This is a genomic window from Agarivorans sp. Z349TD_8, from assembly GCF_050870825.2.
Lineage (GTDB): Bacteria > Pseudomonadota > Gammaproteobacteria > Enterobacterales > Celerinatantimonadaceae > Agarivorans.
In genome coordinates, this window is record NZ_CP194037.2 from 3,663,531 (window position 1) to 3,674,451 (window position 10,921).

General features: G+C 43.2%; 10 protein-coding genes and 1 pseudogene. 6 read left to right on the forward strand and 5 right to left on the reverse strand.

Annotated features, from left to right (window positions below):
- Position 1 precedes the first annotated feature (1 nt).
- The 4 genes from ACRRS1_RS16530 to ACRRS1_RS16545 form a co-directional block, all read right to left on the reverse strand.
- Positions 2-1,003 carry a retron St85 family effector protein gene (locus tag ACRRS1_RS16530; RefSeq protein WP_432467354.1) on the reverse strand — a complete coding sequence of 334 codons (1,002 nt, stop codon included), beginning with the start codon at positions 1,001-1,003 and terminating at the stop codon, positions 2-4.
- A gap of 1,450 nt (positions 1,004-2,453) precedes the next feature.
- Positions 2,454-2,972 carry a hypothetical protein gene (locus ACRRS1_RS16535; RefSeq protein ID WP_432467353.1) on the reverse strand — a complete coding sequence of 173 codons (519 nt, stop codon included), beginning with the start codon at positions 2,970-2,972 and terminating at the stop codon, positions 2,454-2,456.
- Between the two features lie 185 nt (positions 2,973-3,157).
- Entirely contained in the window at positions 3,158-4,168 is a 1,011-nt protein-coding gene (locus ACRRS1_RS16540) for a M48 family metallopeptidase (protein ID WP_432459917.1), read from the reverse strand.
- 7 nt (positions 4,169-4,175) lie between these two features.
- A complete protein-coding gene (locus tag ACRRS1_RS16545) occupies positions 4,176-5,375 on the reverse strand; it encodes a YjgN family protein (RefSeq protein ID WP_432467352.1) in 1,200 nt (399 codons plus the stop codon).
- 379 nt (positions 5,376-5,754) lie between these two features.
- Between ACRRS1_RS16545 and ACRRS1_RS16550 the strand changes: the two genes are divergently transcribed.
- From ACRRS1_RS16550 to ACRRS1_RS16570, 5 genes are all read left to right on the forward strand, one after another.
- On the forward strand, positions 5,755-6,477 hold the full coding sequence (locus ACRRS1_RS16550) for a response regulator (protein WP_432452098.1): 723 nt from the start codon (positions 5,755-5,757) through the stop codon (positions 6,475-6,477).
- A gap of 24 nt (positions 6,478-6,501) precedes the next feature.
- A complete protein-coding gene (locus ACRRS1_RS16555) occupies positions 6,502-7,854 on the forward strand; it encodes a sensor histidine kinase (protein ID WP_432452097.1) in 1,353 nt (450 codons plus the stop codon).
- Positions 7,855-8,033: 179 nt separating this feature from the next.
- A complete protein-coding gene (locus ACRRS1_RS16560; protein ID WP_432452096.1) occupies positions 8,034-8,669 on the forward strand; it encodes a 3'-5' exonuclease in 636 nt (211 codons plus the stop codon).
- A gap of 97 nt (positions 8,670-8,766) precedes the next feature.
- On the forward strand, positions 8,767-9,096 hold the full coding sequence (locus tag ACRRS1_RS16565) for an RNA recognition motif domain-containing protein (protein WP_432467351.1): 330 nt from the start codon (positions 8,767-8,769) through the stop codon (positions 9,094-9,096).
- Positions 9,097-9,653: 557 nt separating this feature from the next.
- Complete coding sequence (locus ACRRS1_RS16570; RefSeq protein ID WP_432467349.1) at positions 9,654-10,055, forward strand: thiol-disulfide oxidoreductase DCC family protein; 402 nt, start codon at positions 9,654-9,656, stop codon at positions 10,053-10,055.
- A 121-nt stretch (positions 10,056-10,176) separates the two neighbouring features.
- On the opposite strand, the gene ACRRS1_RS16575 is transcribed toward ACRRS1_RS16570, so the two are convergent.
- Complete coding sequence (locus ACRRS1_RS16575; RefSeq protein WP_432452093.1) at positions 10,177-10,356, reverse strand: hypothetical protein; 180 nt, start codon at positions 10,354-10,356, stop codon at positions 10,177-10,179.
- A 220-nt stretch (positions 10,357-10,576) separates the two neighbouring features.
- Here ACRRS1_RS16575 and ACRRS1_RS16580 point away from each other — a divergent pair.
- Positions 10,577-10,789, forward strand: a pseudogene (locus ACRRS1_RS16580) (VF530 family DNA-binding protein); the annotation flags it as partial.
- Between the last annotated feature and the right edge of the window lie 132 nt (positions 10,790-10,921).

The window sequence follows — 10,921 nt, forward strand, 5'->3', positions numbered from 1 at the left end:
ATCAATTCTCCGTAATAGAAGCAAACCGATCTTCATCATGATCAGCCATAACGCATAGCAAGTCCTGTACAAAATCTGTACGGTTTTTATTGTCTATTAACTCTTTTAAATCAGCATAATAATAATGCTTTATAAATCCTTTATTCTCATTAGTGGCGATATAATAAGTATCGCCACTATCAACCTTCTTTATAAAACCGAACTTTTCCAGTATATAAGTACAGGTTTTTACGAGCGAGTAGTTACTTTCCACTTTAAAGTGGTTTTTTAGGGCGTTGTTTATTTCTGAAATACGTAGAGAACCAAAGGTAAATATCAAATCACCAACAACAAAGCAAATGTGACCAATTTTACTTAGATCTAGTTTAGGACTACCCGTAGATAATTTACTAATTTCTTCCTCTATTTTTTTTGTAATTCTACCGGATACAGACAAGGTGGTATCTTTATTAGCATTAACTTTTGAAGAAACTTTATCTTGATTTACACCGCCGATGTAATATCTCACATCCCATTGATACTTTAAAACTACTTTATTATTGTCTTGCAAATACTTGATAGGACCATAGTTAATAAATGTATTCTCTTCTACAATATTAGTATTAACTACAAGTATGAGCTTTTCTGACAATGTTTCTAAAACACTAAAACTACCTAGTTCTGCAAATGCACCAGGCCCTTCCAATATGAGAACTATTGCACCTGCCATATCGGCAATTGCAAGCTCAAAATCAATCAGGTTTTGAACTTGTCCATGCTCTAGCCAATCTTGGTATTCTTCAGCACATTGAACCTTGTCACTCAAAGAGGCGTAACTAGTCACAATAGTATCTAGAATTGCCCCCCTCATTGAAAAGTATTTAGACTCACCATCCTGACCTGTTTCGTAGGTACCTGTTTGACCACCACACAAAAACAAGAAGTTTGGTGCATTCATTAGACGCAACTTTGAATAATCCAAAGCCGTTAGGTAATTATCAAAATGGGTTTCAAATTCAGTCATACAAACATAGATCGCCAGAAAAACAAAAAGCCCCTGACTACGGGGCTTTCTGTAACTTTACCTTAAAGGGCACGGACGCCACGACAAATCGGCTTGCCGATTTTCGTGGTGATCGTGCTCATAAAAAAACACAATTTAAAGCTCTGGTGATACACCAGATGAAGCTGGTCACGCTTCAAGCGCGTAAAGTGAATTAAATATAGACGAAACCACCTATAATATCAATATTTTTAATCTAAAACATAGACTTAACCCGTAACATTCCAATGCCTTTTAACTGTCGTAATCTCCAAACCAAGCACTTCTGCAGTTTTACGTTGTGATAGACCTTCTGCTTTTTTGGTCTAGACTGCGCTTGTGCTACCGTAAGCTCTTGGTCGACCAAGCTTCTTGCCTTGAGCAGTAGCTAACAATGGAGCAAATAAATAAACTAGACACCCATTCTAAAAACAAAAACCTTTCACACCCTCGCTAGTAAAGATTGCGCTTTTTAAACCCATCATCTTCGCCGAGTAGCGCAAATGAACAAGGGAGCAAAGTTGAAGTCTGTTTGAGCGTAGCGAGTTACTTCAACGCCCTTGTGAGTGAGCAACGGAGGAGCTAAGAAGATGCAGGGTGGCCTTTCTTTTGTATACTTTTCTTTGGCCAGCAAAGAAAAGTATATCGCCGTCAGGGCGAAACCCTCACTAGCAGATCTATCCAAAACTAAATGATAAAAACGAGACTAACAGCTCCCACAATAGAATAAACAGAATAAACTAGACACCCATTCTAAAAACAAAAACCTTTTACACTCTCGCTAGCCAAGATTACGCTTTTAAATCCCATCATCTTCGCCGAGTAGCGCAAATGAACAAGGGAGCAAAGTTGAAGTCTGTTTGAGCGTAGCGAGTTACTTCAACGCCCTTGTGAGTGAGCAACGGAGGATCTAAGAAGATGCTGGGTGGCCTTTCTTTTGTATACTTTTCTTTGGCCAGCAAAGAAAAGTATATCGCCGTCAGGGCGAAACCCTCACTAACAGATCTATCCAAAACTAAAAATAATAAACTAGACACCCATTCTAAAAACAAAAACCTTTCACACTCTCGATAGCCAAGATTACGCTTTTAAATCCCATCATCTTCGCCGAGTAGCGCAAATGAACAAGGGAGCAAAGTTGAAGTCTGTTTGAGCGTAGTGTTTACTTCAACGCCCTTGAGAATAAGCAACGCAGGGTTTAAGAAGATGCTGGGCGAGCTTTCTTTTTGCTTAGCTAAGCTTTGCTCGTTGAAGCTTAATGACGTCGCCGTAGGCGAAAGCTTTTACCTCGTAGCTAACACAGAACGGGGCATAAATGGGTTAGAGTAACCAGTCAGAACAGATCGCCCCTTGCGAAGCAAAGTGGCAGGTTGAGTCCAGACTAATCCAGATTATCTGATGACCAAGCAGCCAGAACCATCTGCCAGCCTCATTAGCCAGTAAACGGCTGCTCTGGCGCTGTAATAGTGAGCTTGAATATGGCGAATTCAGATTTACTTTTTAAGGGCTTGCAACGACCACAAAATTCCGGCTCAAAGGTGGGATGCAGGGCGCTTATATCCTGACCATTCGTATCATAGGTTCCATAAATGGCTTGCCCTGCGATGTGCTCTGTCACAAACACTACGCCAGGAGTTTCATATACGCCAACCACCGTAACCCCATCGCTGTACGGACCGTGGCTGGCATATTGGGCGACCTTATCGGGGTGTACATAAGTCGTCAGTTTGGTGCCTTTGCCATCGTTAATCCAATTGTAAGCCGCAACCGCTTCTTGAATAAACAAAGGCGTATCGGCAGGCAACACCACATCTTTGCCCGGTACCATACTCACATTGGCAATCGGCCAAGAACGCCAATCTTGTGGGTAACTCGCGACCGACACAGCAAGCACATCAACACTAAACGATGCTGCCGTCCAAGCCAGCATCAAAACAAATATTCTAGCCATAGACAATCCCTGTTCTATAAACTGATGAGCACGGTTTCCCCAAGCCCAATGCTCTCCGACTATATCAAGAAAAGTTTCACCAAAAGCTATAAGCAACGCAGAGTAAGCATCCCCGCCAAAGAAAAAGTAGCTCGAAGGCCACTAATTTACAATCAATAAAAACGTTGTAGAGCAGTCTGTTCGGCTTATTCCATTTGCAAGCAAGACTTCAATTGTAAGATCCGCTGCTGGTCTTCTGGATGGCTACTTATCCATTGTGGTATTGCGGTCTGTTGCTGGTTAAACAGCTGCTGATAACCCGCCAGTATTTGCCCGCCAGATAAACCTAAATGGGCCGCGCTATGGCAAGCAAATAAATCAGCTCGGCTCTCAACCTCACGCGAATACCCCATATTTAAGCCCAAGACTGCGGCCCCCATTAAACCATCAACCAAGGCGCTCGCATCACCCACCAGTAGCATCACCGCGCTAGTGACCAGAGTCGAACGAACCAAGGCTGTCATCCCGTCGTGGTGGACAAAGTGGCCCAGCTCATGCAGTAAAATGCCGTTCAGTTGCTCTGGCTGTTGCATCAGTGAAACTAAACGGTCGGTCACAATAATACTGCCGTCGGCTAAGGCAAAAGCATTGGCTTGTTCACCCATGTTGTAGAAGAACAATTTTGGCTCGCCTGGTAGCTCCCCAGTTCCTTCAACTAAGCGCGCAAAGTTTGCGCTAATTTGTTGTTGTAGGGACGCATCCAACTGGCTGTCTTGAAAGCCGAAAGCTTGCAATTGACTCAAGGTTTGTTGACCCAATTCTTGCGAAACTGAATACGGCACAAAACCGGCCAGATAGTGTGCCAAACGCGGCAGTCCCTTATCGATACTCCAAAACATCAATAGGGCACTCAGCAGCACGCCAAACACTATCGCTAAAAGGTTGCTCTCGATGCGCTTCGCCAGAGAACCTTTGCCATGGCGCTCTAACCAGGCCGCTAACTGCTCGGGCTGTTCCGCGACAAAGCGGTGACCATTGGCAAATATCAGACTACGTGGCTGACGGCCAATCGCCATCGACACTTCGACTTCGGCCAAAGATGCTCGAATACAGCCTTCCTCATCACGAAGCTCCAGCTTCCCTTCATCGGAACAACTTAAACAGGCGGCTCGAATTAGCGAGCTATTCGCCACAAACACTTTTCCAGAAATAAGCATGTCAGTCCTAAATCACGCCAATTTCAATACTAAATGCATCGGCTACTTCATCGGCAATCGCAACATTACCGTCATCCACTTGATTATGAGTAATCAGTTGATCGATATCGCCGTCAATTGCGGTGGCATTTGCCATAAACCGGGCGTACCTAACCTTTACCAAGGGTAAGGCCAAACCTAAAGAAAACACAGTAAGCAACAAATTGCTAAGTAGCAAAGCTAAAAACGCCCAAGGTTTCACTGTTGAATTTAGCTGCAATTTATCAGCTAAAACAGTTTCACCAAATTGATAGTTACGTAAGCAGGCTTTTAGATAGGCACTCACAAACCAGCCAAGCAAAAACATACTGATATAAATTGCCAAGATAGCCCCAAACAAACCATAGTGAGCACCAAGATCACTCTCTAAGTTTTCCGGGTTAAGCTGCTGTATTAATCCCCCCAACTGAGAGAAATCAATACCAATCGAACCCACAAAAATAGCGACTCCGATTGCAACAATGACTAACAAACCGCTTAAGCCGATAGCCGCTGTCTTTAAATAGATTTTAAATATGCGTCCGGTACCAATCTCTGCGCCAAATTGTTGCTGCCCCCAGCGATAGCCATTTAAAATAAACTGACTCATTTGGCTGGTAATTAAAGCATAGATAAAGGTTAAACCTAGTCCACAGGCCACAATACTAATGATACCGAGGATCCACGGTGAGCTCATTTGGGCGAGAAATGTCAATCCCCCGGCAGCGATAGCGAAGCCAACAAAATATAACAAAGGCAGTACCAATAACACCATATAAGCACGGCCATAACTGCCTACAAAATCGAATCGAACATTCCGATAGCGCGTCATCCGAGCATCAAAACGTAAATTACGCACCACTAACACAGGCGTAGCAAGCACAAACAAAAGCACCATTAAGCCACCAATAGTGGGGTGAAATGAAGGTAGCGTAAGCCACCCAAGCACCAAAATTACCGCAATAATTCGGCCAATAAGAATTTGTATAGGTTTTGCCAAATACTCAAAAGACTCACCGGCAAGTTCGGTATTGCCGTAAAAATACTGCTTATTGCGCACTTTAGCCCAAGCGGAATAAATCCCCAAAGTAATAACGGTGAGTAAGATATTCACGATCCAAATGCCAAAATATTCACCGGCACGCCCTAAGAATGTAAATTGGTAACGCGGCTGTTGCTGACTTTCCATGTAATCGATTCCTATTGGGAATAAAAAGTAAAGGTTAGGTTTAAGCTACTGACAAATAAATTTTTTATAGTATTTGATTTGCTTAACAAAAACCAACTTTAGCATCAATTTTTGCCGTTCCAATCGCTCGCACTAGCAAACCATTATTCAATAAAAAAGCGAGAGCCAAACTTTAATAAAAAATAAAAATGCTTTATAAAATCCAGCTTTCAGATAAAGATACTGGATATACGAATATTGCGAGCATTTATGCTGTCTTTTTATCTATGATTCATCAAGTCATGATATTTGTCGTTTTTTTGTCAGCACTCATTGCATCAAGCAAGCGGCTCTCTAGAATGACTGGTTTGGCTAACATTTGTGCATGGGAGGATAAAATTTGAATCAAGACAGAAAACGGATCGTATTAATTGAAGATGACTCTCGACAACAGCAATTGGTAGCTACATTTTTACGCAGTGAAGGTTTTGATGTGATCTCCTCGGAACGAGGAGATGATGCGCCGGTATTAATAGCGAAACATTTACCCGATGCAGTGCTACTCGATCTGATGCTACCCGGTATGGATGGTATCCAAGTCTGCCAAAAGGTTCGAGAGTTTTATACGGGGCCGATTTTAATGGTGACAGCTCAAGGTGATGAGGTCACCGAAGTATCGGCGCTCAATCTAGGGGTTGATGATTTCTTAAAAAAACCGCTGCGGCCACATGTATTATTAGCGCGTTTACGCTCGATGTTACGCCGCAGTCAATGCTTAGCAGAAACTGACAACTACACAGAGTTTCGCCCCAACCCCAACCGTATAGTTTATCAAGAGCTGCTGGCCGACAAAACTCAGCGACGAATTTGGTTAGCGGACCAATTGCTCGACTTGACTGATGCCGAATTCGACTTACTCTATTTCCTCATGGATAATGCTGGACACGTGCTTCCCCGAGACCTTTTATTTAAAGAAATAAGAGGTATCGACTATGATGGTTTAGACCGTTCTCTAGACATGCGAATATCCACCCTACGCAAAAAAATAAATGACAATGCACCACCTTATCGCTATATAAAATCAGTTCGAGGAAGAGGCTATCTGTTTGTTAAAGAAACTTAATGATCTTCAGCTAAGGTTCTTAGCATGCTAACCCTATTTCTTCGTTTATTCTTATCATCGATCTTTGCGATCTTTGCCGCCACCATCCTCTATGCCTCTTTGATACAAGAGCATATCCAACAAATTGAACGCCAACAAATCCGCAAAGTCGTACTCCCCATCTACTATTTATTAGAACGAGATATTCTTCAAGCCAAGCAACCCGATATCAACGCGATCCTAGAAAAGTACCAACAAGAGTTTCCTTTTTTCATTCGACTGATGCCACTGAGTCAAATTGATCAAGATAAACGTTTGCAGCTGCTACGCCACCGAGAATACATACAGGTTGTGACGCATATTTTTAATGAAGACGAAATCACCTTGTATTATCTATGGCCAAATCAACAAGTTTTGGAACTGACTTTAGATGAAAAATTTGTCGATCGCGGCGGGTGGCTATTTTGGTATATGGTGGTATTTATTACTGGGAGCCTAGCGGCAACGGTGATGTGGTTTTCTTTTTCAATGACCCGCCATACCTATCACTTAGCGAAAATAACCAAGTTATTAGGCGAAGGTAATTTCGACGTCACCGCCAATGAGAAAACCCCTGCACCAATCAACCATATGGCGCGTAGCCTAAACGCCATGGCTTACCAATTGAAAACCCTCATCCAAGAGCAAGACGCCATGACCATGGCGGTATCTCATGAACTAAAGAACCCGATTAATAATCTGCGCTTTGCTTTAGATATGACCCGATCGATTCATGATATGCATACCATGCACCAACATATTCAAGATATGGACGAAGATCTAGATAGCCTTGAAGAGCTGACTCATGAATTAATCAGCTTTTCCCAGCTGTCGAAAGCAACCACCAGTAAACTTGAATTCGTTAAGCCTAATCCTTTGCTCGTGAGTGACTGTGAACGCTTCGCAAAATTAAATCCAGCTCTCAATATTCAAATTGAATGTACTGAAGATTTATCATTAATGGTGGATCCCAAGTTGCTACGCCGAGCCCTTAACAATTTAATTGTAAATGCGCAAAAGTATGCAAAATCGCAACTGTTAGTTCGAGCCTATCAGCGTGGAACATCGGTATTTTTTGAGGTTCACGACGATGGCATCGGGGTACCAGAGCAGCACCGCTCGTCAATTTTTATGCCCTTTGCCCGAGTCGATGATAGTCGTAGCAGGCAAAGTGGCGGCCACGGTTTAGGCCTATCGATAGTCGAAAGAATTGTGATTAATCACGGCGGCAATGTCAGTGTCGGCGATAGCCCCTTAGGCGGTGCACTATTTACCATAGAACTACCAACTCATGGAAAACAAGCCTCTAGGGCTCACAAACCAAAATCACAAAACAATGGCCATGAGCCCTGTTCGTGATTATTTTACCGCCGTTTGTGGTTGATTTAGGCAAGGCCGAGCCGAGGTGACAAGCGATTGGCCGCAACCATTTGTGGAACCAGCTATCAACCGCAATACACAACGCTAAAAATAACCTCGAAATATAAATCGAGCTTGGGTAAAATCCCCCCTTCTTTTCAAATCTGTGAATCCGCCTTTTGAGTACATCTACCCCTGCTAACACGGTTATTATTCTCGATTTCGAAACCACTGGACTATCGCCAAATCAAGGTGACCGAGCCATCGAAATTGGTGCCGTATTGCTAGAAAATGGACAAGCCACCCAACGCTTTCAAGAACTAATGAATCCCGGGTTTCGAATTAGTTCCTTTATTGAAAATTACACCGGCATTAGCAATCGGATGATCAGCAATGCCGCACCATGCGAAGAAGTGATGGAACGTTTCTGTGATTTTATTGGCGGGCACAACTTAGTCGCTCACAATGCGTCTTTTGATCAACGTTTTCTCGATGCAGAACTCAAGCAAATTAATCGTCACTATACGGGGCAATTTAGCTGCTCCATGTTACTTTCGCGACGTATATTTCCAGCGGCGCCCAATCATAAATTAGCTAGTTTAGTGACCTATCGAAATATCGCCAACGACGGCATATTTCACCGCGCTTTAGCCGATTCTGAGATGACCGCAAAGTTATGGTTAAGCCTCCTCGAAGAGTTACAAACAGGTCACCAAATCACTTCACCAAGCTTTAAGCTGATGCAGCAAATTAGTGCTAAAAGTAAAACCGCGGTGCCTAATTTTCTTCGCCGCGTCGCACAAAAACAGTTTTAACTGGCAGCATAAAAACGAACCGAAGGTTTGATAGCTTCGCGCGACATGATATGGGACAATTGGCAATTATTTATAATCGCCAAACAATGGATCATCGATGAAGTTATTAATTCGCAACCTTGCCCGCACCACGAGTGAAGCTGAGTTACTCGCTCTATTTTCAGAGCAGGGCAATGTGCAAGCGTGCACCTTAGTTCTCGATAATGAAACTGGTAAGTCGAAAGGCTTTGGCTTCGTAGAAATGGCGGATCCAACGGAAGCTGAAATCGCTATAAAAACTTTAAACGGCAAAAAGATAGCAGGCAATAAGATCCGAGTGAAACAAGCAGCAGAAAATCCCCTCGCCAGCCATGCCCCTACAGCAGCAAGTGCTTCTATTTGGCCTGAAGTCAGCGAGCAACCAAACAAACCTTCAGAGCAAGATTAGAACTGTTATTTTACCGCCACTCGAGAGAAGCAGCATGATTCACCACGCTGATGATCTCGAGGCAAAGTGACATAGACGACTCAGTTAAGCTGAGCCCTCACTGCGCAGACCGCAACGAACTGCGCATTTCCAACATGACTTCAATCATCCAATATACATCTTGACGAAAGCTAAATTGAGCCAATCACACAGAAGCCCATCGAGCGATCATTTCCCTTTAGACTAATGATCGCTTGGTCAAGTCTATTCGTAGTTATAATACCGATCTGATTAATTATGTGATCAACTTAATTGTGTAGAATAAATCTGTCGATAATCAGCTATGAGTGCAATAACTAGTGGCTCTTATCACAAGATTCATCACGCCGTTAGCGGTGATTTAGGCCAGCAAGAATAAACAGATAATGACTTAGATCGGTATCAGTCAGTCACATGCTGGCTGAATCACCACCGCCGATCATTGATTAAAACCAACAACAATCCTCGAAACGGATTTGTTTGGGATCGATCCGAGTAAAGATTTGGCATATTCACCTTTTGAATGACAGGATACAGAAATGCAGTTAAGAATTTTCTATGATGCTCAATGTCCACTCTGTGCGGCGGAAATGCGCCAGCTGAAGTCCTTTGATACCCACCAATTGATCGAATTACAAGACATCAATCAAACCAACTTTAAGCAGCGCTTTCCTCATATTAATAGACGTAAAGCCGCAAACATTTTGCACGCAGAAAATGCTCAAGGCGAGCTTCTATTCGGTTTAGATGTGACCGCCAAGGCTTGGGGCCTAGTCCAGCAAAAACCCTGGATCCAATGGCTACGTAAACCAATCATTCGCTGCGTTGCCGATCGAGGCTACTTATTATTTGCCAAGCACCGTTACCGTATCTCCGCACTAGTGGGTCGTCATACAAAATGCGACAGCCAACATTGTGGCACGGGTAAAAACCTTAATTAGAGCTTAACCAACAGGTCTTCGTTAACGCCTACATGGAAACAAGCGATAAAATGAGCGAAGCTGTCAAGAATGGACGCTTACTGGTCGCCAAAAAATAAGCCGCAACAGCGGCTTAGTCTATTTACACTTTAATATTTATAGTTTCACCGAGTCCCGGTCTGCTCGCTGGTGCGGCGTCAGAAATATCGGTTGCGGCCACTAATTCTTGCACCGCCTTACCATCTTGCTGCTGCTGACCTTTAGCCAGCTGCGCTGAAATAACTTCCATAGACTGCGAAGCATTTGTACTATTGATTTCCATTCTACCTCCTATTTCATGGACATCAGCTACTCATCGGCCGCTAGAATAAAAACTTTAGAACTATTTTATATAAACTAAAGATATCTAACCCGAGGGACTTCGCCCCAATTTACGCTAACTTAATCTCGCTCAATTAGTCCATAAATAGCGGCTGACACTGTACTTTACCCCCACCAAAGCAATGGTACAATAGAACGCTATTTTTTAAGGTCTCTGTCATATGCAGCAAGCAAATAATCCTCTTCACGGTAAAACGCTAGAAACCATTGTCAACGAACTAGTCGACTTTTATGGCTGGGAAGAACTCGGCGCTCGAATTAATATTCGCTGCTTTACGCTTGATCCCAGCATCAAGTCTAGTCTCAAGTTTCTGCGAAAAACTCCGTGGGCTCGCGACAAGGTAGAAAATCTATATTTACGCATGAAAGGTCTTTCTTGAGCCTACACATCGATGCGCTTTCGAACGGATTAATCACATCCCCCCTGAATAAGCGCTTGATGATAAGCGCTTATTCAACGAGCCATCAGCTTTACGCCACAGCAGCTCACAAAAAACTTAATGACT